19 protein-coding genes are annotated in these 23,297 nt (G+C 64.6%); 15 read left to right on the forward strand and 4 right to left on the reverse strand.

Annotation, left to right across the window (positions count from 1 at the left end; genetic code table 11):
* The first annotated feature begins 71 nt into the window (after positions 1 to 71).
* The 8 genes from P3C39_RS23140 to P3C39_RS23175 all read left to right on the forward strand — a co-directional run bounded on the left by P3C39_RS23140 (position 72) and on the right by P3C39_RS23175 (position 8,529).
* Positions 72 to 848 (forward strand): DeoR/GlpR family DNA-binding transcription regulator, encoded by a 777-nt coding sequence (locus tag P3C39_RS23140; protein ID WP_013529337.1) that lies wholly within the window; start codon positions 72 to 74, stop codon positions 846 to 848.
* Positions 845 to 2,224: a carbohydrate kinase gene (locus P3C39_RS23145; protein ID WP_064993090.1), complete on the forward strand. Its 1,380-nt coding sequence runs from the start codon at positions 845 to 847 to the stop codon at positions 2,222 to 2,224. Before P3C39_RS23140 ends, P3C39_RS23145 begins: the two co-directional genes overlap by 4 nt.
* Positions 2,221 to 3,765 carry a sugar ABC transporter ATP-binding protein gene (locus tag P3C39_RS23150; protein ID WP_275954301.1) on the forward strand — a complete coding sequence of 515 codons (1,545 nt, stop codon included), beginning with the start codon at positions 2,221 to 2,223 and terminating at the stop codon, positions 3,763 to 3,765. Before P3C39_RS23145 ends, P3C39_RS23150 begins: the two co-directional genes overlap by 4 nt.
* Positions 3,762 to 4,760, forward strand: coding sequence for a ribose ABC transporter permease (locus P3C39_RS23155; RefSeq protein ID WP_064993089.1), 999 nt, complete (start codon positions 3,762 to 3,764; stop codon positions 4,758 to 4,760). The genes P3C39_RS23150 and P3C39_RS23155 overlap by 4 nt, the downstream gene beginning before the upstream one ends.
* A 76-nt stretch (positions 4,761 to 4,836) precedes the next feature.
* Positions 4,837 to 5,775 (forward strand): ABC transporter substrate-binding protein, encoded by a 939-nt coding sequence (locus tag P3C39_RS23160; RefSeq protein ID WP_013529341.1) that lies wholly within the window; start codon positions 4,837 to 4,839, stop codon positions 5,773 to 5,775.
* A gap of 64 nt (positions 5,776 to 5,839) precedes the next feature.
* Positions 5,840 to 6,733: a sugar phosphate isomerase/epimerase gene (locus P3C39_RS23165; protein WP_275954300.1), complete on the forward strand. Its 894-nt coding sequence runs from the start codon at positions 5,840 to 5,842 to the stop codon at positions 6,731 to 6,733.
* 337 nt (positions 6,734 to 7,070) lie between these two features.
* Positions 7,071 to 7,424, forward strand: a complete 354-nt coding sequence (locus tag P3C39_RS23170) for a cupin domain-containing protein (protein ID WP_024503728.1) — start codon at positions 7,071 to 7,073, stop codon at positions 7,422 to 7,424.
* A 451-nt stretch (positions 7,425 to 7,875) separates the two neighbouring features.
* Positions 7,876 to 8,529, forward strand: coding sequence for a hypothetical protein (locus P3C39_RS23175; RefSeq protein WP_275955453.1), 654 nt, complete (start codon positions 7,876 to 7,878; stop codon positions 8,527 to 8,529).
* Between the two features lie 150 nt (positions 8,530 to 8,679).
* On the opposite strand, the gene P3C39_RS23180 is transcribed toward P3C39_RS23175, so the two are convergent.
* Positions 8,680 to 10,608 (reverse strand): hypothetical protein, encoded by a 1,929-nt coding sequence (locus tag P3C39_RS23180; RefSeq protein ID WP_275954299.1) that lies wholly within the window; start codon positions 10,606 to 10,608, stop codon positions 8,680 to 8,682.
* 565 nt (positions 10,609 to 11,173) lie between these two features.
* On the opposite strand from P3C39_RS23180, the gene P3C39_RS23185 reads away from it, so the two are divergent.
* Complete coding sequence (locus P3C39_RS23185) at positions 11,174 to 12,046, forward strand: tyrosine-type recombinase/integrase (protein ID WP_346016454.1); 873 nt, start codon at positions 11,174 to 11,176, stop codon at positions 12,044 to 12,046.
* A 175-nt stretch (positions 12,047 to 12,221) separates the two neighbouring features.
* Here P3C39_RS23185 and P3C39_RS23190 read toward each other — a convergent pair whose 3' ends face one another.
* Entirely contained in the window at positions 12,222 to 13,340 is a 1,119-nt protein-coding gene (locus P3C39_RS23190) for an FAD-binding oxidoreductase (RefSeq protein ID WP_275954298.1), read from the reverse strand.
* A 113-nt stretch (positions 13,341 to 13,453) separates the two neighbouring features.
* Here P3C39_RS23190 and P3C39_RS23195 point away from each other — a divergent pair, with 113 nt between their 5' ends.
* From P3C39_RS23195 to P3C39_RS23215, 5 genes are all read left to right on the forward strand, one after another.
* Entirely contained in the window at positions 13,454 to 14,359 is a 906-nt protein-coding gene (locus P3C39_RS23195) for a LysR family transcriptional regulator (protein WP_275954297.1), read from the forward strand.
* Between the two features lie 89 nt (positions 14,360 to 14,448).
* Entirely contained in the window at positions 14,449 to 16,527 is a 2,079-nt protein-coding gene (locus P3C39_RS23200; RefSeq protein WP_275954296.1) for a hydantoinase/oxoprolinase family protein, read from the forward strand.
* A 4-nt stretch (positions 16,528 to 16,531) separates the two neighbouring features.
* Complete coding sequence (locus P3C39_RS23205) at positions 16,532 to 18,517, forward strand: hydantoinase B/oxoprolinase family protein (protein ID WP_275954295.1); 1,986 nt, start codon at positions 16,532 to 16,534, stop codon at positions 18,515 to 18,517.
* The gene (locus P3C39_RS23210; protein WP_275954294.1) at positions 18,514 to 18,816 is read left to right on the forward strand and encodes a (2Fe-2S)-binding protein; all 303 of its coding nucleotides are present in this window, start codon (positions 18,514 to 18,516) and stop codon (positions 18,814 to 18,816) included. Before P3C39_RS23205 ends, P3C39_RS23210 begins: the two co-directional genes overlap by 4 nt.
* The gene (locus P3C39_RS23215) at positions 18,813 to 20,180 is read left to right on the forward strand and encodes an FAD/NAD(P)-binding oxidoreductase (RefSeq protein WP_275954293.1); all 1,368 of its coding nucleotides are present in this window, start codon (positions 18,813 to 18,815) and stop codon (positions 20,178 to 20,180) included. The genes P3C39_RS23210 and P3C39_RS23215 overlap by 4 nt, the downstream gene beginning before the upstream one ends.
* Before the next feature lie 38 nt (positions 20,181 to 20,218).
* Here the strand turns inward: P3C39_RS23215 and P3C39_RS23220 are convergent, their stop codons facing one another.
* Positions 20,219 to 21,544 carry an FAD-binding oxidoreductase gene (locus P3C39_RS23220; RefSeq protein ID WP_275954292.1) on the reverse strand — a complete coding sequence of 442 codons (1,326 nt, stop codon included), beginning with the start codon at positions 21,542 to 21,544 and terminating at the stop codon, positions 20,219 to 20,221.
* Positions 21,545 to 21,768: 224 nt separating this feature from the next.
* Here P3C39_RS23220 and P3C39_RS23225 point away from each other — a divergent pair, with 224 nt between their 5' ends.
* Positions 21,769 to 22,245, forward strand: a complete 477-nt coding sequence (locus P3C39_RS23225) for an Lrp/AsnC family transcriptional regulator (RefSeq protein ID WP_275954291.1) — start codon at positions 21,769 to 21,771, stop codon at positions 22,243 to 22,245.
* Between the two features lie 38 nt (positions 22,246 to 22,283).
* On the opposite strand, the gene P3C39_RS23230 is transcribed toward P3C39_RS23225, so the two are convergent.
* Positions 22,284 to 23,225 carry a LysR substrate-binding domain-containing protein gene (locus P3C39_RS23230; RefSeq protein ID WP_275954290.1) on the reverse strand — a complete coding sequence of 314 codons (942 nt, stop codon included), beginning with the start codon at positions 23,223 to 23,225 and terminating at the stop codon, positions 22,284 to 22,286.
* Positions 23,226 to 23,297 lie beyond the last annotated feature (72 nt).

A 23,297-nucleotide genomic window follows, 5' to 3' on the forward strand; every position in this document is an offset into this window, starting at 1 on the left:
CGCTTGCAATCCGACTAATGTTGAGTAAGTTACGCCAATTGCCATGGAAAATGGCATCCGGGAGGAAAGAATTGAGCGACTCCGGCCGTCAGCGTCAGATCGTCGAACTGTTGCGGGATCGTCCGTTCGCTTCGGTGCGCGAGTTGCAGGAGCGGCTTGGCGTTTCAGCCGCGACGGTCAGGCGCGATATCGACAGGATCGACGAGGCCGGCGAAGCGCGGAAGGTCTATGGCGGCATCTCGGCGCTCGACGGCGCTTCCCAGGCCGGTGTTGCCTACGCCAGGCCTTACGACGAGAACCGCGACCTTGCGGTCGAGGCCAAGCGGCAGATCGCCGCTCTCGCGGCGACCATGGTGCGCGACGGCGACGCCGTCATCGTGCATGGCGGCTCGACCTGCTTCCATCTGGGCGTCAAGCTGGCCGAGCGCAACATCCGCCTCTACACCAACTCGATGCCGCTGGCGGCCTATCTCAGCGACCACGGCCATTGCAGCCTGACGGTTGCGGGCGGTGATCTGCATCGCGAACCCGGCATCATCCATTCGCTCAGCCAGGCCGTGCCCTTCTATGCCTCCAAATTCTTTCTCGGCGCGCAAGGCCTTGGCCAGGAAGGCGTGATGGAATCGCACCCGCTGCTGGTACGCTCGATCGTCGATCTCAGCCTTTGCGCCGACCAGATCGTGGTGCTGGCCGACAGCCGCAAACTGTCGATCCACGCGCGCAATGTCGCGCTGCCGCTTTCCCGCATCGGCACGCTGGTCACCGACGACGGTCTCTCCGACGCCGATGCGCGCATGCTGGAAGACGCCGGCGTCATGGTGCGGATAGCCTCGGGAGCCATCCAGTGAAGGTGGCTGTCCTCGATTTCGGCAAGACCAATTCGAAGCTGTTCGTCTTCGGCCAGGACGGGCGGATCATCGACGAGCGCCGGACACAGCCGAAATGGATGCGCCAAGGCGGCTTCAGCGTGCTCGACGAGGCGGCGCTCCACCATTGGGCGCTCAGCGCCGTTGCCGATACGGTCGACGGTCATGGAGTGGAAGGGGTCATGGTGTCGGGCCATGGCTGCACCTTTGCCTTGGTCGACGAAGCGGCGCTGACGCATCCGATCCTCGACTACGAGCAAGAGCCGCCGGCCGAGATTGCCGCGCGGATCGATCGCCGCATTCCGGACTTTTCGGAGACCTTTTCGCCGCGGCTGCCGCTCGGCTTCAACTACGGCCGCCACATGCTGTGGCTGCAGGAGGTCGATCCCGACGCGTTCGCTACGTCGAAATCGATCCTCGGCTATCCGCAATACTGGAGCTGGCGCCTTGGCGGGCGGGCGGTCTCGGAAGTGTCCTATCTCGGCTGCCATTCGCATCTGTGGGCGCCGCGGAGCCAGGACTTTTCCTCGCTGGTCGACGCGCAGGGCTGGCGTGACCGGATGCCTGGCTTCGAGCGCGCCGGCACCGTTATCGGCGAGCACCGCCTCGGCGCTGCGGCGCGACCGATCGCCATCCACAACGGCGTCCATGATTCGAATGCGGCGCTCTATGCCTATCGCCGGCAGGAGCTTGGCCCGGTCACCGTCGTTTCGACCGGCACCTGGGTCGTCGTGCTCAATCCGGACTGCCCGCTCGACACGCTCGACCGGGATCGCGACATGCTGGTCAACGTCGATGTCGATGGCGGCCCGGTGCCGACCATTCGCTTCATGGGCGGGCGCGAATTCGCAACCATCAGCGGCGGCTGGCAAGGCGAGATCGCCCGTCCGGTGGTGCAGCGGGTGATCGATGCCGGCATCATGGCGCTGCCGAGCTTCGCGCCAGGTGGGCCGATGCCCAGTCAGTCCGGCCGGCTGGTGGGGCGCACGCCCGATGCCGAGGAACGCGCGGCGGCGGCGCTGCTCTACGTCGCGCTGATGGTCGATCTGTCGCTCGACCTCATCCATTCGAACAACACGGTGATCGTCGATGGCGGGCTGAACACAGGCGGTGTGTTGGCCGGACTGCTGGCGCAGTTGCGTCCCGGCCAGGCTTTCCTGCAGGGCGCCACGCTGGAGGGCAGCGCCACGGGTGCAGCGGCGCTCGCCTTCGAGAGCGTCGGGCGCGAATTCGCCGCCGAAGTTCCAGAGCCGGTGCACGCGTCGCGTTTCACCGGGTTGGCAGGCTATCGCAGCAACTGGCGTGACGCCACGATGGACCAGGGCGTCGCCGGTGCGGCAGTGGGAGGTGCGCGATGAGTGCGATTGCCCAGGCCGAGACGGCGCGCCAGCCGGTGCTGGAGATGCGGCACATCTCCAAGACGTTCGGCGCGATCCGTGCCTTGCACGATGTCTCGCTCAGCGCCCATGCCGGGGAGCTGCACGCCTTGATGGGCGAGAACGGCGCCGGCAAGTCGACATTGATGAAAGTGCTTTCAGGCGCCTATCGGCCGGATGCCGGCGGCGAGATCCTGATCGACGGCATGCCGGCTGCGACCGGCGATCCGATCAAGGCGCGCGCCAGCGGCGTCGCGGTGATCTATCAGGAGCTGTCGCTGGCGCCCAATCTGACGGTGGCGCAGAACATCTTCCTCGGCAACGAGCCGCGACGCTTCGGCATCGTCGATCGCGACCAGTGCACCCGGCGCGCCAGCGAGATCATCAAGCGGCTCGGCGTTTCCTTTTCGGCCCGCGACATGGTCTCCAGCCTGTCGCTCGGCGAGCGCCAGCTGGTCGAGATCGCCCGCGCGCTATCGACCAATGCGCGCATCATCGTCATGGACGAGCCGACCACGTCGCTGACCTCGCGCGAGACCGACCGGCTGTTCGAGGTCATCGCGACGCTGAAATCGCAAGGCATCGCCATCATCTACATCAGCCACCGCATGGAAGAGGTCTACCAGCTTGCCGACCGCGTCAGCGTGCTGCGCGACAGCGGTTATGTCGGCACGCTCGAGCGTGCCGACCTCAGTGCCTCGCGCCTCGTCTCGATGATGGTCGGCCGCGATTTGTCGGCTTTCTACAAGAAGGATCATCGGCCGCCGGACGAAAAGCGCGCGGTGGCGCTCTCGGTGCGCGCCATGTCCGACGGCCGTCTCCTGAAAAACTGTTCGTTCGACCTGCACAAGGGCGAGGTGCTGGCGCTGGCGGGTCTGGTCGGTTCCGGCCGCACAGAGCTGGCGCGGCTGATCTTCGGCGCCGACAGGCACATTTCAGGCACGCTGGAACTCGACGGCAAACCTGTAACCATCGGCTCGCCGCGCGAGGCGCTCGATGCCGGCATCGCCTATCTGACCGAGGACCGCAAGGAACTCGGCCTGTTCCTCGACATGTCGATCTCCGACAATATCAGCATGGGCGTGCTGGCGCGGGATTCGCGCGCCGGCGGCTTGCGCGACTTCGCGGCCGCCGAAAGGCGTGCTTCCAAGGCCGTTGCCGATCTCTCCATCCGCACCAGTTCGGTGCAGGCCAATGCCGGCTCGCTGTCGGGCGGCAACCAGCAGAAGGTGCTGCTCGCCCGCCTGCTCGAGACCGAGCCGAAGGTCGTCATCCTCGACGAGCCGACCCGCGGCGTCGATGTCGGAGCGAAATCGGAAATCTACCGGCTGATCGACAATCTCGCCAAGCAGGGCATCGCCATCCTGATGATCTCCAGCGAACTGCCCGAGGTGATCGGTGTCGCCGATCGCGTGCTGGTGATGCGCGACGGAAAGATATCGGGCGAGGTGACGGCATCGCAAGGCGAACCGCTAAGCCAGGAGGAAATCATGGAACTTGCAACGGGAGCGGCTCAGCAATGACCGACAAGGCGACCGAGATCAGCGCAGGCGGCCAGGCCACCGGCACGAGCCGACGGTTGCGCACGGCTTTCGCTGCCCTTGGCATGCTGCCGGTGCTGATCCTGCTGGCGGCCGGCTTCCAGTTCCTGAACCCGCGCTTCCTGACCGAGACCAACCTGTTGATCGTCACCCAGCAGTCGTCGATCAACATCGTGCTGGCGGCCGGCATGACCTTCGTCATCCTCACCGGCGGCATCGACCTGTCTGTCGGCGCCATCCTCGCCGCATCGGCGATGGTGGCGGTGATCGTATCGCTGGTGTCGGACTGGGGTTTGCTCGGCGTGCCGGCGGCCATTCTGGTCGGCCTCGGCTTCGGCCTCATCAACGGGCTGCTCATCGCCTACATCAAGCTGCCGCCCTTCATCGTCACGCTGGGTTCGCTGACCGCGGTGCGCGGTGTCGCCCGCCTGCTCGGCCAGGACACGACGGTGTTCAATTCGGACCTGCCGTTCGATTTCATCGGCAACGGTTCGCTGTTCGGCATCCCGTGGCTGGTCATCATCGCACTGTCGGTGGTGGTGCTGTCCTGGCTGGTGCTCAAGCGCACCGTGCTCGGCACCTGGATCTACGCCGTCGGCGGCAATGCCGAAGCGGCGCGGCTGACCGGTATCAAGGTGCCGCTGGTGCTGCTCTTCGTCTATGGCGTTTCCGGCCTGCTGGCCGGCCTCGGCGGCGCCATGTCGGCGGCCCGGCTCTACGCCGCCAACGGCTTGCAGCTGGGCCAGTCCTACGAACTCGACGCCATTGCCGCGGTCATTCTCGGCGGCACCAGCTTCGTCGGCGGCGTCGGCTCGATCTGGGGAACGCTGATCGGCGGCCTGATCATCGCGGTGCTCTCCAACGGGCTCATCTTGGCCGGTGTCTCGGACATCTGGCAGTACATCATCAAGGGATTGGTCATCATCGTGGCGGTCGCCCTCGACCGCTACAGGCTCCAGGCAGGAGCAAGAACGTGATTGACCTTAGTCGCCGGCGTCAACGACCGGTTTGTGTAACGCACCGTGAGAGGCGCGGGGCAATCGGAGGAAAGCAATGAAAACCATCGCCAAACTGCTCTGCGGCGTCGCACTCGCGTCGCTCGCCATCGCGCCTGCTTCGGCCAAGGACCTCAACAAGGTCGGTATCTCGGTCGGCCTACTCGGCAATCCCTTCTTCGTCGCCACCATCAAGGGCATCGAGGACGCGGCCAAGAAGATCAACCCGAAAGTCGAGGTGACCTCGGTATCGGCCGACTATGACCTCAACAAGCAGGTCTCGCAGGTCGATTCGTTCATCGCCGCCGGTGTCGACGTGATCATGCTCAATGCCGTCGACGCCAAGGCGATCGCGCCGGCGGTGAAGAAGGCACAGGCCGCGGGCATCGTCGTTGCCGCCTTCGACGTTTCGGCTCCGGGCGCCGACGTCACCGTGATGACCAACAACGTCAAGGCCGGCGAAGAGGCCTGCCAGTACCTGGTCGACCACACCGGCGGCAAGGGCGACTACGTCATTCTCAATGGACCGGCATCGTCGTCGATCCTGGAGCGGGTGAAGGGCTGCAAGAACGTGCTTTCGCAGCATCCCGACATCAAGATCCTCTCCGACGACCAGAATGCCGAAGGCTCGCGCGACGGCGGCCTGAAGGTGTTCCAGTCGCTGCTCACCCGCTTCGACAAGATCGATGCGGTGTTTGCCATCAATGACCCGACGGCGATCGGCGCCCAGCTCGCGGCCAAGCAGCTCAACCGTTCGGAGTTCATCTTCACCGCCGTCGACGGCGCGCCCGATATCGAGAAGGAACTCTCTTCCGGCACCTCGATGATCAAGGCCTCGGCCTCGCAGGATCCCTATGTAATGGCCGGCCAGTCACTGACGATGGCGGCCGAACTGCTGGCCGGCAAGAAGCCGGCGGAGCCGACCGTTCTGCTCGACCCGAAGCTGATCACGGCCGAGAACCTGAAGGACTACAAGGGCTGGACCGCAGCCCGCTAAATTCTTCCCAAGGCCGGTGCGGCCGGGATGACCCGGCCGCACCTTGTCAGCACCGGAGACGATGATGTCGCGTATTGGAATCCATTCTTTCGTCTGGTCGGCGAGCTCGGCTCAGGCCGATCTGGAGCGCACGCTGGCCAACACCAGGGAGGCCGGCTTCGACCTCATCGAATTCTCCTATCTCGACCCCGCCAATGTCGACATCGGCGGGCTCGCCAGGCGCATCGCCGATCTTGGCCTCGGCGTGGCGATCAGCATCGGATTGCCTGGTGACGGCGATATTTCGAGCGCCGACAGGGCGATTGCCGCGCGCGGCGTCGAAATCCTCAACGACACCATCGCGCTGACGCGCGACCTCGGCGGCCGGAAGGTCGCCGGCATTCTCTCGACCAGCCACGGATTGCAGGTCGAGGCGCCGACGCGCGATCAATGGCAGCGCAGTGCCGGCACGCTGGCCAAGGTTGCCGAGACAGCCAAGGCGGCCGGCGTCACGCTCAACCTCGAGATCGTCAACCGCTTCGAAAGCAATCTGCTCAACACCGCCGCGCAAGGACTGGCCTTCATCGAGGACACCGGCTCGGACAACATCTTCCTGCATCTCGACACGTTCCACATGAACATCGAGGAGGCCGATGTCGGGCTGGCCATCCGTCAAGCCGCGGACAAGATCGGCTATGTCCATATCGGCGAAAGCCATCGCGGCTTCCTCGGCACCGGCAATATCGATTTCGCCGCGATCTTCGATGCGCTGACGGCGATCGGCTACAGCGACGATCTCAGCTTCGAATCCTTCTCTTCGGAAATCGTCGATGAGCACCTGTCGAAGAAGACCGCCATCTGGCGCAATCTGTGGACGGACAACATGGCGCTGGCCAAGCACGCGCGCGCCTTCATCGGGCTCGGGCTGGAGACGGCAAGGCGCAAGGCGGAACTGGTTTCGGCGCATCACAAACCCTGACCCGCCTGTCAAGGGCCGAAGGACGCGGCGTGCGCCGCATGCAGGGCTCTGACTTCAAAATCAACAAACGGCCTCGTGGCAGCCAGTGCTGGCAGCTTTTGCGCCGCCAGCTTTTCGCGATAGGAATTTTTTCTTGACTCGGTGACCTCAGCTATGGTACATTTTTGCCTATGGTGCTGATTTGCGCCAGTGACCCGCCGCACAGGCGGGTTTTTGTTTGATGCACCGTCAGCCAAGGTGCCGGCCGTATGGCGGCGGCATTGCTCGCGGCAGGTGCATCGGTTATCTGACCGGCCAGGCAAACAGCGCCACGCAATCCCCAAACGGAGTTCGGCACATGACACGCGAGACAATCCTCAAATTCGGCACCGTCGAACACGCGGACGCAGGCGATCTGGCTGGCTGGATCGTCGTCGAGGGCAGGCCGACCATGCAAACCGCCGTCCAGCACACGACCGAGGACGGCAAGGTGTTGTCGGGCACCTGGCGGGCGACGCCCGGCACCTATCACGCCACCTATACCGACTATGAGTTCGTGCACATGATCGCCGGCCGCATCATCATCACGCCGGACGGCGGCACGCCGGTCGAGGTCGGCCCCGGCGACGCCTTCGTGGTGGAAGCGGATTTCAAGGGAACCTGGAAGATCATCGAGCCGGTGACGAAGCATTTTGTCGTGCGGGTCGGCTGAAGCGGGGTGATCCGTCTGGCCCGCCATCGCGGCGAGTGCTCAAGCGAACGCTTTTTCGTGCCTCCGGGGGCCTTTTGGAGGCCATCCCAACCGACATCGCGTGGGGTGTCGCCGATGGGCTCGGAGGAGGTGCGCTGACCTGGGCGCGGTAAGCGTATTCGCTGATCTCTGCATTCGCCGGGGCCTCGGCCAGGCCACTCCTCGGACTCCGGTCATTGGGTCATGAAGGCGTCTGTGGCGTCATCCAGACGGTCGGCCTCGACATGAATGATACGGCACTCGCCAGCCAAGCGATCTCTCATCGGTGCTTACCGGCCAGGTATCCTTGATACACCGGATTGATCCCCTAGTTCTTTCGGGGGCGCGGCAATCGCGAGGTTGCCTCGGGGGCAGCGGCGGTTCGCGCCGTTCTGACTGCACGCCGCGGAAAGACGGTTGGACCGACGCATCCATGGAGGTCGTCGTGCGTCAATCGCGTCGATTCACCTGTGCGTATTTCGTCTTAGCTTGCTCGATCGCGGCAGTTTGCGCAGGAGCTGCAACCGGTGGTCAGCAAGGCGGAGGGCATGGCAACGGCGGCCATGGTTCTGGTGACCATGGGGGCGGTGGAGGTCATGACGCCGGCGGCAACGAGGGCGGCTCGCACAAAGGGACTGGCGACGACCCCGGCGGCTCCAGTTCGTCGGCGGACGACGGCGAGACCAGCACAAGCGGCACTACGACAGCCCCGGGGACTGTAGGTTCGGCCACCGCCACTGCTGTTGCGTCCGCAAGGGGCGGACAGTCGCTCGACCTCCCGGCCGCTCTCCAGCCTCCCGGCGACAGCAAAACTCAATCAACAGTCAGCCGAACCGAGGCGCTGCCGGGCGTCCCGGATAAAGTCGTTCGGGCCTGCCATGATGCCATCGAGTCGGCCGCCGCTCCGTTGGGGGCGACCAGCGTGCGCGTCACCAGCGCGGGCTTCGTACATCAGTTGAGTCGGGCGACGATCTCGGCCCCCATCGAGGTCAGCATCGACTATGCGCGGCAAGGCAGCGTGGAAACGCGGCAGGCGGCGATCCAATGCGAATTGGACGCGACAGGCAGCGTGATCGGCCTGACATAGCGCATCGCGCAGAACACTCTCGCTGATGAAGCAGGGTGAATTCGAGAGGCCATTCATCTTTGGCCGAAATGGCAGCAGGCCTCGGATGTGTTACGAAGGGGTGCGGGGCATCAAAAATGGCCTTCCACGGAAGCGACCGCGCAGTCGGAATCACTGCGGTGTCACGTGTCTTGGCAAGAGCGAATAAGGAAGTGTGATCGAACGCACCCGGGTCATCCGCGAAGGGTTGCGAACCTTGCCAATCTTCTTGCTGACGGCCTTCACCTGGCTGGCTGCCGCGCGGCCAGAACGCGGCTTCAGGGGCGGTTCGATCTGCGCGCTGCGGCGCTCGGTCCTGAGCCTGTCGTTGTCCCCGCGCGCCGCAGCCAAGTCGCGGGCAAGAGAAACAGTGGCCTCGCGTTGCTCGTCCAGAGCCTCCTGAAGCTTAGCGACACGCACCAAAAGAGCTTGGGCGGCGGCTTCGCGCTCGATGCGTGCTCTGTCGAGATCCTTACGATTCATGACGGCTGTAGTACGTTCCCGTGCCAGGGCCTGTGCCGTCTCGGTTGCGGCCTGCTCGGCACGCTCTTTCGCTGAGACTGCTTTGGCTCGCTCCAGTTCAGCCGCCTGGCGCTCGATGCGAGCTTCTTTCAGCTCCTCAACGGCCGCTGCTGCTGCAGCGCGTTCTCGTGCGAGCGTTCGCTCCGTGTCAGCTGCGGTCCGCTCCACTTGTTGTCTCGCTGTGACCGCGTCGGTCCGTTCCCGCTCAGCCGCAGCCGTACGCTTCATGAGTGCGGCATTGGCCAGTTTCGCTTCGGCGAGATCGCCACGAAGCAGCTCCGTCTTCCGGCGCTCGTCGTCGAGTATGCCGCTCGCCTGCACCAGTGAAGCCTTGGCCGTGGCGCGATCCTTGGCGGCCTCGGTCTCAAGCTGTTCAATTTGGACGCGCGCTTGCGATAAATCGCGCGCCTGCCTTTGGGCTTGCTCCTGCTCGAGATGAGCAGCGGGCATCTCCTTAAGGACATAGCTGGCGCCCTCGCTCAGCATCGTGCCGGCCTCTCCCGCAATGCGCCGCAACGCGTCAAGGGTGCGGGCTGCCGCGAGTTCATTGCGCAACCGCTCCTCGCGCGCGTCATCGGCAGCTGCCATGCTTGCCCTCAGCGTGTGGATCTGCTTGCTCGCCTCGAGGAGCGCTCCCTGCAGAGCGGCGCTCCTGGCACGCTCGCCTTCCGCCGCCCGGTGCTCCTGGTCGGCCAATTGTCTTGCAGCGGCAGCCTGAGCACGATCCGTCCCGGCTTGCGCCTGGTTAGCCGTGAGATCCGGGCCAAGCAATTCGGCACTCGCCTGATGTCCCAGCGGGCGCGAAAGGTCTCGATGGGCCTGATCTTGGGTTTGCGAGATTGCGGAAGCGCTTTCGACCCAGATTTGTCTCGTCATCGCATAGCCAATCGGCGCGGCCAGACAAATGGCGGCGAGACCCAAGCGCGATACAAGAACGATCGGCCTGCGAACGACAGGGTTTGAGGCAGGCGCCATGGCCGAGCCGGGATCTCCCATCTGAGCTGTGAAATTCAAACCGCGATCCGCAGCATAGGCCAACGGAGCAGTTTTTGGCGGTGAAGCCTTATGGCGCAATTGGTTCCATGCCGACCCGCAAATCCGCTTCCCACGTTCCGCGATCGCGCTGATGGATGCTGCAAGCCGGCCAGACTGCACTCTGTTCGGTGCAGGAGCACCGGTCTCGACCACTGACGAGCACCCGCTGGGTTCGGATGTCGCGGCGAAATGTTCGATTCGCACTCCGAACCGAGAGTAGTTGGTATTTTGAGCCCGAACATTCAGGCCGACCGCATGCAAGGGGTTGGCAGCCTTGGAAGAAGCAGGCCCGGCGACAAGTCCGGCCGGGCTTTCCCATTCCCAAGAAGCCTCGTCGGCAATACCGGATCTGCCTTCGTCAAACGCTGCAAGGCGGCGCCGTCGCACCGCGGCAAGGATACGCCGGAGCACAAGATAGACGCCCACCGATGCAAGCGTCACCACTGCGCTCAGAATGGCCAGATTTACGTCGTTTGCATACATTTCGGCAAGGTAATTTGGCATTGCCGTGCCCGTGCGTTCTGGGTGTATTGCCAAGTTCATAAAGCGATGTCTGGTCATTCGCCTTGGTATTCGCCAAGGCCTTACCGCTCTCGGAGCGTCGCTTTCTTCGGGATCCTTCTGGTCCTTGCGAATTGTTGCGGATGGCGGGGCGCCGGTCGCGTGCCGATAGATCGCCGCAGTTGATATTCCGTAGCGGGCAATGGCCGACCAAGGACGCATGCAGGGCTCTGAAACGCCGGTTTGCGCCTCTGCATAGCAACCTCGCGAGAGTTCGCCGGTGCGGACAATTCGCCATTTCCGGGCTTAGGACTGTCCATCATGAACTTTAAGCTAGGTCACAGCGCACCACGGTCAACCATCAGCTCCTAATGATCCTGCAGGCAGCCTTCGGCCAGACAAAGGGCCATTGTAGTGCCCGCTCTTCGTAGCGAAGCTGATCGTTCCTTGTTCGGTGATGCATTCCCGCCGAGATTAGAATTCGTCGTACTGTTTCGCGAAAAGTACGACGTCAATTTGCTAAGCTGATGCAAAGCATGGTGATCCCGACAGGAATGTAGAGCGGCTGTTGGCTGACTGGCTTGACGAACCTCTGTCCAAGTTTGGCAATGATCCTGCCTTGGTAACGGCACGGCACGAGAAACTGACCAAGGAAAACGGCGCCTACATCGCCAATGGCTGCATGCGAACGCTGCGGGCTGTTTACAACCATGCTCGCAAAGCTGCCCGCTCGTTGCCTGCGGACAATCCGGTATCAGCCATAGACTGGAATGCCGAACACCGGCGCAACTCCGCGCTTGGCCTGTCGGATCTGGAAGGGTGGTTCACCCAGCTCGCTGCTTTGAAGAACCCTGTCCGGCGGGAGTTCCATCTGTTCATGCTGCTTTCGGGCCATCGTCCTGAAGCGATCAGGAAGGCAAGGGTCGAGCATGTCGATTTTCGCGCGCGTACCCTGCACATACCCAGACCGAAGGGCGGCGAGGCCAAGGCTTTTGACATTCCGCTTTCGCGAGCCATGATCCGCTGTCTGGTTCGAGCGATGCGTATTGGCCGGGCTCTCTACGCCAACCAATCGCGTGAATGGCTCTTCCCCGCCGACAGCGGAAGCGGTCACATGGTCGAGCACAAGGAGAAGCGCGACGATCTGTCGAAATGGGGCAATGACCTGCGGCAGACGTTCCGCACAATCGCGCAGGCCGTAGGCGTTGCGGAGTTGGATGTTCACCTTCTGATGAACCACTCAATTCCGGGCGTTAATGCCGGCTACATCACACGCAACAAGCTGCTGAGCGACCACCTGCGCCAGCAGCAGGAGGCCGTCTCACGACGGATACTTGAGGCGGGGCGTTCACGGCAAAACGAACCGCAGCGCCGCACTTCTGCCTGGCCCGAGCTCCCGGCCAAGCGCATCCTTGATGGGCTGATGAGCGGTAAGGACTAGTGGCTGCACAGTCGCCACATTCCACCGGACATAGCGCGGGATAATGGCTGCTTCGCGCCCCCAAAGCGGACGTTAGCCGTCCGAAACGAGTAGTCCGATAGCGGGCACTCGGACAGATGCAAGCTTCCTTCTTCTCCGTCAAAAGAAGCAGGGGCCTGGTTATCGACCCGCTTCGTCAGGCTCCAAGATTGAAGCGGTCTATCCCAAAATCATCGAGTGGCGTTTCGCAGCGGCCGGTCGTGATGAGTTCTGCCATGGCGTCGCCGACGCCCGGACCGAGCTGGAAGCCATGTCCGCTGAAGCCGAAGGCGTGGAACAGCCCTGGCGTCGTCGCCGAACGCCCCATGACCGGCAGCATGTCCCGCACATAGCCCTCGCAGCCTGACCAGGTGCGGATGACCGCGACCTGAGCGATCGCCGGCAGCAGCCGCGCGACGGCGCGCAGTTGCGTGGGCAGCCGCATGGGGTCGGCGGCCGCGTGGCCTCGATCGAGGTCCACCGCTACTCTTTCGGCCGCTCCGCCGAAGACGATGTTGCCCCGCTCGACCTGACGCAGATAGGCGCCATAGTCCTTGTCGCGCGTCCAGATGCCGACCACCGGCAGGATTCGATGCGGCAGCGGTTCAGTCACGCCCATTTGCGGGCCGCGAGCGTCGAGCGGAACCTCCTCGCCGAACTGTGCGGCGATACGAGCGCCCCAGGCTCCGGCGGTGTTGAGCAAGCAGCCGGCGGCGAATGTACCTTTTGAACTGGCGACAATGAAACTGGAGCCTGTGTACGTGATCTTGCCGACCTCGGCTTCCTCAATGATTTCCGCGCCGAGCTTGCAGGCAGCTTCGGCGAAGGCCGGCGCGATCAGCCGCGGATTGCCGCTGCCGTCCTGCAGCGAGAACGAAGCGGCGATGGCGTCGGGACCGAGGCCTGGAAAGCGGGCGCGAATCTCGCGCTGTCCGAGTTCCTCCAGCTCGAGGCCCCAGGGCCGCGCTGCCTCGGCGTAGATCCGCATGTCGGCGAGACCACCTGCATCGAAGACCAGCCGGATATGACCGGTGGCGCGGAATTCCACGTCGCGCCCAAGCATTTTTTCGATCTCGCCCCACAGCCTGAGCGAGCGGTGAGCCAGCGGGAGCTGGGACAGATGACGTCCGGTGCGCCGGATGTTGCCGAAGGAGGCGACGGTTGCCCCGGTGCCGATCCGATTGCGCTCGATCAGCGTCACGCGTACGCCACGCCCGGCGAGGAAATAGGCCGAAGCCGTCCCCATCAGTCCGCCGCCCAGCACGATCACGTCCATCGTCATTCCTTGTGCAGGGTGGGTGATCCTTGAACGCCGATCTTGTCCGCGTCGCTGCATTGCGTCAAAGATGGGTTTGGATAGCAGCCATAAGCTTGACCTATGGAGTGGCAATGCGGGCGCGTCAGCTCGAGGTATTCATCGCCGTCATGCGCGCGGGCACCGTGACCGCCGCGGCGCGGATGCTGAACATTTCCCAGCCTGCGCTCAGCCAGATTCTGCTTCACACAGAGGACGAACTCGGTTTCGCCTTGTTCGAGCGGGTGAAGGGTCGGCTACGCCCGACTCCGGAGGCCCTGGAGATTTTCCCCGATGCCGAGAGGCTGTCGGCAGGGCTCGACGGGCTGCGCCGCAAGACCACGGATCTGCGATTGGGGCGCGCCGGGCTGGTGAGGGTTGCTGCGTCTCCGCCGCCCGCCATGGCGATATTGCCGCGCGCGTTCACGAAATTCCGGGCGCAGCATCCCAATATATTGTTGCGTTCCCACAGCGCGCCGATCGCGGCGATCATCGACATGCTGCGCACGGGTGATGCCAGCGTCGGCGTGGCCATGGACGACCGCCTGCCTCCCGATATCGAGGCGGAAGTGATCGGCAGCGTCGGCTTCTCATGCTTGCTGCCCGCCGGGCATGCATTGGGTGGGAAAACCGAGGTGACGCTCGCCGATCTCGTCGGCGAAGAATTGATATCCTATCGCGGGAACACGCGTCCCGCCGACGAACTGGCCCATGCCGCCCGCGCGCAGGGCGTCACGCTTTCGCCGTCGCTCGAGATCGACATATCCATCTCCGCGGTCGGCTTTGTCCAGGCCGGTCTGGGTATCGGGCTCGTCGACGCCCTGCTGCCGTGGCACCAGTTTGCCGGGCTTGCCGTCAGGCCGCTCTCGGCAGGACCGGAATTCCCAATCGCGCTGCTTACTTCGCGCGCACGAGCCCTTTCGTTGGCCGACGAGCTGATGCGCGATGAAATCCGCGCGGCCTGTTCCGTTGTCTTGAGCCAGCGAGACCCAAGGGCATAAGCAAAACTTATATCCGTGCTCGTCATACGTCTTGGACCCTGGCCATCCTGTCGTGTCAGCTTTGGTTGGCAGACAGGAAGGGACGCATCATGGATGATGCCATCGCGATGGACGAGGCGCGCAACGAAGCCGGCTGGAAGGTCGGCGTCGATATCGGCGGGACATTCATCGATTTCTGCGCGCTTGAATCCCGTTCCGGTCGTGTCGCCTCGCTGAAAGTGCTGACGACGCCGCAAGACCCGGGCGCCGAGCTGATGACGGGCCTCACCCTTCTGGCTGAGCGCGAAGGCTTTGATCCCAGGCACATGACGCGCTTCGTGCACGGCACGACCGTCGGCATCAACACGGTCATCCAACGCAAGGGCGCGCCGCTCGCGCTGTTCACCAATGCCGGCTTCGAGGATGTGATCGAGCTCGCGCGGCTGCGAATGCCGGACATGTATTCGCTGTTCTGCTCGCGGCCGGACCCGCTGATCTCGCGCGACATGGTCTTCGGCATTCCGGCTCGCATGCGCGCCGACGGGAGCGAATCCCAGGCACCGGATCTGGCGGCGGTGGAGAGGGCGGTGGCCGTGGCGAAAGCGAACGGAGCGCAGGGGATCATCGTGGCCTTCCTCCATTCCTGGCGCAACGCCGCGCAGGAGGCTTCCGTGAAAGCGGCGATCACCCGCCTTGCGCCCGACCTCTTCGTCTTTTGCTCGGCCGAGGTCTGGCCGGTCATCCGCGAATACGAGCGCAGCTCGACCGCCATTCTCAACGGCTATGTCCATCCGCGCGTCGCGGGCTATCTGACGGCGCTGGAGGAGCGGCTGAAGGGTCTCGGCGCGCCAGCCCGCCCCATGCTGACCAAGTCGAACGGCGGGCTGATGAACGCTGCCGAAGGCAAGCACGCCTGCGTGAACATGCTGCTGTCGGGAACGGCCTCCGGCGTCATCGGCGCGTCGTGGCTGGCCCGCCAGGCAGGCGAAGACAAGGTTCTTACCCTCGACATCGGCGGCACCTCGGCCGACTTCGCCCTTATCATCGGCGGCGAGGCGCAGTTCGGCACAGGCGAACTGATCGGCGAATTCCCGCTCCATATCCCTTCCGTATCGGTGAGCTCGATCGGTGTCGGCGGCGGCTCGATCGCCAGTGTCGATGCGCAGGGGGTGCTGCGGGTCGGACCGGAATCGGCCGGTTCGACGCCAGGACCGGCATGCTACGGCCGTGGCGGCGAGAGGCCGACGGTGACGGACGCCATGGTGGTGTGCGGATGGCTCGGCCACAGCGAGATGGCCTATGGCCAGTTGCGGATCGATACCGGCCTGGCGCATCGTGCCGTCGGCGAGCTTGCCGCCCGGCTCGGCCGCCCCATTGAGCAGGCTGCGCAGGCGATCCTCGACATCGCTGTGTCGGAAATGTTCGTAGAGGTCGAGAAGCTCGCCTCGCGCGCCGGCGTGGACTTGCGCGATTTCACGCTGATGCCGTTCGGCGGCGGAGGGCCGATGCTCGGCACCTTCCTTGCCCGCGAACTCGGGATGAAGCGCGTCATGGCGCCGCGCCGGCCAGGCGTGGTGTCGGCGCTGGGCGGGCTGGTGGCGGACCTGCGCGGCGACTTCATCCGCACCATCTTCAGCCCACTGTCGGCCGTGTCGCTTGCCGGAATTCGCGAGGCTTTCGAGGCGCTGGCGCGTGAGGGTCGCGACTGGCTTGCGGCGCAGGGGCACGATGCGGCGGCGGAGCTCAGTCTCACCTGCGACATGCGCTATGTCGGGCAGAGCTATGAGATCGAGGTCATCCTTCTGCCGGAATGGCTGGCGGACGGCAATATCGCCGCCATCGCGCAGGCCTTCCACCTCACCCATGAGCGGCTCTACGATTTCCACGACCCGGAGGGCGAGATCGAGCTTGTGAATGCCCGGCTGTCGGCCATAGGCGCCGGGCCGAAACTTTCCCTCCCGGAGATCGACGAGATCGATGCTCCGGCCATTCCGGCGCGCCGGCTCCCGGTCTACACGGGCGTGAGCGTCGAGACCGTCGACCTCCATGACCGGCAAGCCCTGGTGCCGGGCAGCACGTTCCACGGGCCTGCCGTGGTTGTTCAGGAAGACACCACCTTCGCCATTCCCGCGGGAGCGCAGGCACGGGTCGATCGCCATCTCAACCTTTTGCTGACCTTCGCGGAGTGACGCCATGTTTGACCGGACAAACCTCCAGGTTTTGGCGAACCATGCCCGCGCGGCCGCCGAGAACATGGCCCACACGTTGCACCGCACCGCGCACTCCGCCTTCGTCAAGGAGACGCAGGACTTTACCGTGATGCTGATGGACCGTTCCGGCGCGACCTTCGCCGTGCCGATGGAACTCGGCGCCACCTGGTATCCGGGGCTGTCCTATCACCGCGCGATCGCGATGGTCGGCGACTACCGGCCGGGAGATGTTGCCTTCACCAACGATCCCTATTCCGGCCACGTCGCCACGCACGCACCCGACACGCATCTGTGGAAGCCGGTCTTCGTCGACGACGAGATCGTCGCCTGGACCGGCGGGCATATCCACAACACCGACATGGGTGGCGCAGTGCCGGCTTCGCTCAGCCGGGCGCTGACCGAAATCCACCAGGAAGGCATCCGCTTTCCGCCCATGAAGCCGGTGAGAGGGGGCGTCTTCGACGAGACGATCCTGCGGATCATGAGCACCAACGTGCGCAAGCCCGACCTCAACATCGGCGACATCAAGGCGCTGGTCGGGGCGCTCAACACCGGCGAGCGCAAGATCCAGGCAATGGTGAGAAAGTTCGGCAAGGCCGGCTTCATCGAAGGTGTTTCAGCGCTTCTCGACCAAGCGGAAGCGCAGGCGCGCGACGTGCTGCGCTCCATGCCCGACGGCACATGGGAATTCTGCGACTATGCCGACGAGGATTCGGTCGAGGCCAATCCGTGCCGGCTGAAGCTGACGCTGACGATCAGGGGCGACGAGGCGGTACTCGACTTCACCGGCTCCGATCCGCAGCTCGGCTCCTCGCTCAACGTGCCTTCGGGCGGCGACCCGCGACACACCATGCTGCTGGTTGGCGTCTACTACGTGCTCTACACGCTCAACCCGAAGCTCCTGCTCAACACTGGCCTGACCCGGCCGTTTACCTGCATCGCGCCTTGGGGCTCGGTGCTGAACCCGGTCCACCCCGCCGCCGTGGGCATGCGCTCGCTCACCTGCGCCCGGCTGCGGTCGGTCATCTTCGGCGCCTTCTCGCAAGCAGTGCCCGAGCGCCTGCCTGCGGCCCCGGCCGGCAACAACTGCATCGTCAACGTCATGACCACGGACGAGCGCACCTACCGGACCGTCATCACGGCGGTGAACCCGGTGGTCGGCGGCGGCGGGGCGATGCCGCATCGCGACGGCACCAACGGATCGGGCGCCGATGCCGCCTATCTCAAGAACACGCCGATCGAGATCACCGAGACCGAGACCCCGGTCGAATTCGTGAAATACGGGCTCGCCAGGGACAGTGGCGGGGCAGGGCGTTGGCGCGGCGGGCTGGCAACCGAGATGGCCTTCCGCGTCTTCGCCCCCGATTCCAGGATCACGGCGCGTAACCGGGACCGCAGCTTCTTCCGTCCCTGGGGCGTGCTGGGGGGCAAGGCGGCCGGCTTGTCGGATATGATCGTCAATCCGGGGACCGAGCACGAGCGGCGGCTGGGCAACATCGACACGGCGGTGCTGCAGCCCGGCGACGTGCTCGAGATCCGCTCCGCCGGAGGCGGCGGGCGCGGCGATCCGCATCAACGCGAGCCCTGGCGGGTCGCGCAGGATGTGCGGCGCGGCTATCTCTCGCCGACAGCTGCCGAACGCGACTACGGCGTCGTCATCCGCGACGGTGCGGCCGACGAGCAGGCGACGGAGCAGCTACGCGCAACCAATGAGCCATCGGCCGGCCATTTCGATTTCGGCCCGGAGCGCGAAGGCTACGAAGCACAATGGACGCTGGCGGCCTACGACCGGCTCCACGCTGTCCTGGATGCCTTGCCCATCCACTGGCGGTTCTTCACCAAGACGGAAATCTTCCGCCGCATGAAGGGGCGCTCCGGGCCGGAAGGTGTCCAGGCGGCGTTCGATGCCGTTTGCGAACGCTTCCCCGAACTGCCGCTTCCTCGCCCCGTGCGAGAGGCCGCGGAATGATCATCGCTGGCCGCTTCGTCCGGCTGGCCGAGTTCGACCGCGCAGAGGTGCATTTCTATCTCGACGGGCAGATGTGCAGAGCTTTGGCGGGCGACACTGTGCTGACCGCCATGCTGGCGTCAGGGCACGCATTGCGAATGTCCGAGTTCGGACCAGAACCGCGCGCCGGTTTCTGCTTGATGGGAGCCTGCCAGGATTGCTGGGTCTGGCAAGAGAAAGGACCGCGCCTGCGGGCATGCTCGACCTCTATCACTGACGGCGTGCGGCTGCGCACGACGCCGCCTGAGAGCTGGCCGTGAGCGAGACCTTATCGCCACGGGTCGTGATCGTCGGTGCCGGTCCCGCCGGCATAAGGGCGGCCGCGGCGCTCGTCGAGGTCGGACTCCATCCAGTGGTGATCGACGAAGGCAATCGCGCCGGCGGCCAGATCTATCGTCGCCCGCCGGTCGGGTTCGTCCGCACGCCGGAGCAGCTCTATGGGTCGGAGGCGGCGAAGGCACGCGCGCTGCATGCGCTCTTCGACCGGCTGGCGGCGGGCGGGCGACTCACCCATTGCGCCAGCAGCTCGGTCATGGCCGTGCAAGAGGGGCGGCTGCACGTGTTGGGGGAGGGCGGCGTGCAGCTAGTCAGCTATGACCGTCTGATCCTTGCAACCGGCGCATCCGACCGTGTCGCGCCGGTTCCGGGCTGGCAGAGCGCCGGCGTCTACAGCCTTGGCGCGGCGCAGATCGCGCTCAAGGCGCAGGGCGTGGCGCTGGGACGGCGGATCGTGCTGATCGGATCGGGGCCTTTGCTGGCACTGGTCGGTGCCCAACTCGTCAAAGCCGGAGCAGATGTGGCAGCGATGCTCGACACCTCACCTTGGCATCAGCAAATGCGAGGGCTTTGGGAACTTGCCGCCCGGCCGCTCGTCACGCTGCGCGGTCTGGCAATGCGGGCAAGGCTCGGCGGTCGCTATCATGCGGGCGTTGCGCTCGAACGTATCGAGGCCGACGGCCAAGGTGTCACGGCGATGTGTTGGCGCGACGCCGGCGGAAGGCAGCACCTCACTCCATGCGACATGGTAGGCGTGGGCTGGCACCTGCGGGCGGAGACGCATCTGGCCGACCTTGTCGGATGCGCTTTCACCTACGACGAGCAGTGGCGGCAATGGCTGCCGAAGATCGACCGGATGGGGCGGGCCGGCAACGGTGTCTATCTTGCGGGCGATGGAGTTCGCCTCCTCGGGGCTGACGGGGCGGAGATCGCCGGGCGCCTTGCGGCGGCGGCGTGCCTTTCCGACCTCGGCCGCCCAGCGCCGTCCGTCAGTGTCGACCTGCGTAGGCTCGCGCGGCTCGAGCGCTTTGCCCGCGGTCTGGCGCGTGCCTTTCCCTGGCCGTCCGAGATGGTGAGCACACTTCCCGACGACGCGATTGTCTGCCGCTGCGAGAACGTGACTGCCGGAGCCGTACGCCAGAGTGCGGGTTTCGGCGGCGGCGAGGCCAACCGGGTGAAGTCGCTGTCGCGCGTCGGCATGGGCCGCTGCCAGGGGCGCTATTGCCAGTTGGCCGCAGTTGAACTTGTGGCGAGGCAGGCCGGTTGCACGCCCGACGCGGTCGGCCGGTTTCGTGGGCAGGCTCCTGTGCGGCCTGCGCCTATCGGCGCCTTTCTCGGGGAAGGCTGATGTGATCGCGGAGGCTGGATGTCGGCACGGATCAGGTCTTAGAAATCGGCGACCTTCCCCCAGGCCGAAGCGTCGAAGCGCTGGGGATCGTAGGACTTCGGATCGACGATCGGTTTGGAGCCAGTCACCAGATCGGCGACAAGGTGTCCGGCGCCGGGTCCGATGCCGAAGCCGTGTCCCGAAAACCCGGCAGCCAGGAAGAAACCCGGAACGGTATCGATCCCGCCGATGGCAGGCACGCCGTCCGGCGTGCTGTCGATGTAGCCGGCCCAGGCCGCGCTGATCCTGGTCTGGCGCAGTGCCGGCAGAAGTTCGAGCGCCCGGGCATGGGTCAGGCGGATGGTCGCCTCGTCCGGGGCCGGATCAAGGATGCGCATCCGCTCCATCGGCGTCGGCTGGTCGAGCCGCCAGTGCCGGAGCGTTTCGTGGCCCGAGCGCATGCCCTGCAGGCCGCCCGGCGCGAGACTTCGCCAGCGCTTGAGGAACATGGGCAGGAACCGCGAGGAGAAGCGCATCTGTTGCGGCGTCACATCCACGCGGCCGCGTCCGCTTATGGCGAGCGTGTAGCCGCCGTCGCCACGGCGCGTGGCCGAAATCCTTGCCGTGTGCAACGCATCCGGAAGGCCCTCCGCGCCCGGCGAGACGGACAGGATGGAGGAGCGGATCGAAGCCTGCGGAAAGCGGAACCCGAACTGATGGCAAAACGAGGAGGCCCAGGCGCCGCCGGCCAGCACCGCCATCTTCGTCAGGATCGTTCCGCTTTCCGTGACCACGGCGCTCAGGCGCCCGCCCTCGGTCTCGATGCCGCGCGCGGCGCAATTCTGATGCACGGTGCTCCCGAGCTTGAGGATGGCCCGGGCGACCGAGGGTGCTGCCCGCGACGGATCGGCGGTGCCATCGGTCGGCGAGAAGACGCCACCCTTCCATGTCCGGCCCGTGGCGCTGCCTCGCTCGCTGGCCTCGGTGCCGTCGAGCATGTGCGTGGTAACGTCGGCTGTTCTGGCGAAATCACGCCAGCGCGCCCAGCCGGCGAGCTCCGCCTCGTCATTGCTGAGGTAGAGCAGGCCGCAGCGGCGAAAGCCGGTGTCTTCGCCGGTTTCCATCGCGAAGCTGTCCCACAGATCGAGACTGCGGGTCGCCATTGGCAACTCGCGGGCGTCGCGGTTCTGCTGCCGGCACCATCCCCAGTTTCTGGAGGACTGCTCGGCGCCGATGCGTCCCTTTTCGACAAGCGCAACCTTCATGCCGCGCCGTGCCAGGTAGTAGGCCGCGAAGATGCCGACGATGCCGCCGCCGATCACCACCGCGTCGGCGGATTGCGGCAGGTCGCCGGATGTCTCGATTTGCTGCAGCGGCGCGCGCATTGTTCTCTCGACCTTAAAGCGCCAATCTACCGCGTCGCGCAGGCAGCCGCTGCTGCAGTTGGGGCCGAGGCAGAATTTTATTCCGATAAGCCTGCACAATTCGAGAGCCCGTGCGTTTCAAAGCCCTGTCCATTCGGATGGACAGGCAGGCGGGCTGTGGTAGTGTCGGCGGCTCTTGGCAAGGCAGCATTTTGTGCTGTGGCATGCGTTCTGCGGAGACGACCATGAAACTGGATCGGATCGACATCAAAATTCTGTACGAATTGCAGAAGAACGGCCGCATCACCAATGTGGAGTTGGCCGAACTGGTGCATCTGTCGCCGAGCCCGTGCCTGATGCGGGTCAAGAAACTTCAGTCGGAAGGCTACATCGAAGGCTATTCCGCGCAGGTCAATATCGGCAAGCTTGGCCAGACGCTGACCGTGTTCACCGAAATCACCTTGAAGAACCACCGCCAGGTGGACTTCGCCCGCTTTCTCGCTGTCGTCGAGAAGATCGACCAGGTCATCGAGTGCCACCTCGTGTCGGGCGGCTACGACTATCTGATGAAATTCGTGGCCGCCGGCATCGGCGAGTACCAAACCATCATGGAGCGGTTGACCGACATGGATATCGGCATCGACAAGTATTTCAGCTTCGTGGTGCTGAAGTCTCCCATCGTCAAGGCGCACATGCCGCTGCCCAGCCTGTTTCCGAGGTAGTCAGCGATTGCCGCGCCGCGCTTGGCGCCTGCAATCCGCTACCAGGTGTCCAGCCGCAAGATCGGGTGCAGTGCTTTCAATTCGGCTTGCATCTCGGCGATCATCCACGCGCGAATATCGGAGACGACAGGTCGTACCGGCCTTGAGCGCGGTGCAATCAGCTGATGGACCCGGCCCGTCTTGATCTGTCTGTCCGAGGCCGGAACAAGGGTTCCCTGAAGCAACGCCCTTGAAACGTTGCTGAGCCAGCCGAGCGCCACGCCTTCCCCGTTCATCGCGGCTTGAAGCACGACCGCGTAGTCCGAGAATTCGAGCCACTTTGCCTTGCTGGTCTTGCGGTCCGCCACACTGCCCCAGGCGTCCAGCCACTGCTCCTTGGCGTCGGTCAGGTGAAGCAAGGCATGACCTTCCCCGGTTCCGGCATGGATCAGCCGGCCGTGGGCCGACAAATAGGATGGGCTGCATACCGGAACGATGATTTCCGGCGAGAATGCCCAGTGGTGATGGTGGGTGTCGTCGTCGGCCAGGATTCTCGTGGCAAGGTCGACGTTCTCGGCTGGTCCTCGCAGAACGCCCGCGATCAGTTCGAACCTCAGGTCGACGTCGGGAAACCTCGTGTTGAAAGCCCCTAACCTGGGAACGAACCAATAGGTTGCCAGAGAACTCGAAAGAGAAAGGGTGACGACGGGCTTTGCAGCGCTGTTCTGCTTGATTCTCCGGATCACCTCCGCGATGCCGTCAAATCCCTCCCGGACCGCCGAATAGAGTGCACGTCCGTCCGGGGTCGGGATCAACCCCGCTGGACCCCGCGTGAAAAGAGGAACACCAAAATCGGCCTCGAGTTGCGCAATGCTGCGGCTGATCGATGGTTGGGTGACGTTGAACTCGCGCGCCGCGGCCGTGAAGCTACCCGACCGGACAGCGGCTTCGAAGACAAGCAGTCCGCGCGCGGAGGGAACGAGTTTTGCGAAACCAGCCATACGCCCAGCGTATAGCTACCCCAACAATTTACAAGCTTTCTAGGACCCCGGAAATGGCAAACTATAACCCTC

It is taken from the genome of Mesorhizobium sp. XAP4 (genome assembly GCF_029269325.1).
GTDB classification, from domain to species: domain Bacteria; phylum Pseudomonadota; class Alphaproteobacteria; order Rhizobiales; family Rhizobiaceae; genus Mesorhizobium; species Mesorhizobium ciceri.